1 protein-coding gene is annotated in these 255 nt (G+C 52.5%); it reads left to right on the top strand.

Going from position 1 to position 255, the window contains the following annotated elements; translation table 11 throughout:
* A partial coding sequence (locus ACTD9P_RS30305; RefSeq protein ID WP_438870524.1) for a transposase occupies positions 1-255 on the top strand: 255 nt, incomplete at both ends.

Raw genomic sequence — 255 nt, forward strand, 5'->3', positions numbered from 1 at the left:
TGCGCAACCCACACCGCTCAAATGAGCAGCAACTGATTTTGCATCGCGCACTGAACAAGGTCATGGGCGTGGATTTGACCGCAATCCCAACCATAGGAATCGACACGGCTTTGGTTTTGGCCAGTGAGTTGGGGGCGGATTTATCACGCTTTCCGACTTCGCAGCACTTCTGTTCGTGGCTAGGTCTTGCACCGCCGACGAGAATTTCGGGAGGAAAACCCCTTCCTGGAAAGACTGTGAAAGTGATTAATCGAG

This window comes from Pseudomonas onubensis (assembly GCF_965653655.1).
Taxonomy (GTDB): Bacteria; Pseudomonadota; Gammaproteobacteria; order Pseudomonadales; family Pseudomonadaceae; genus Aquipseudomonas.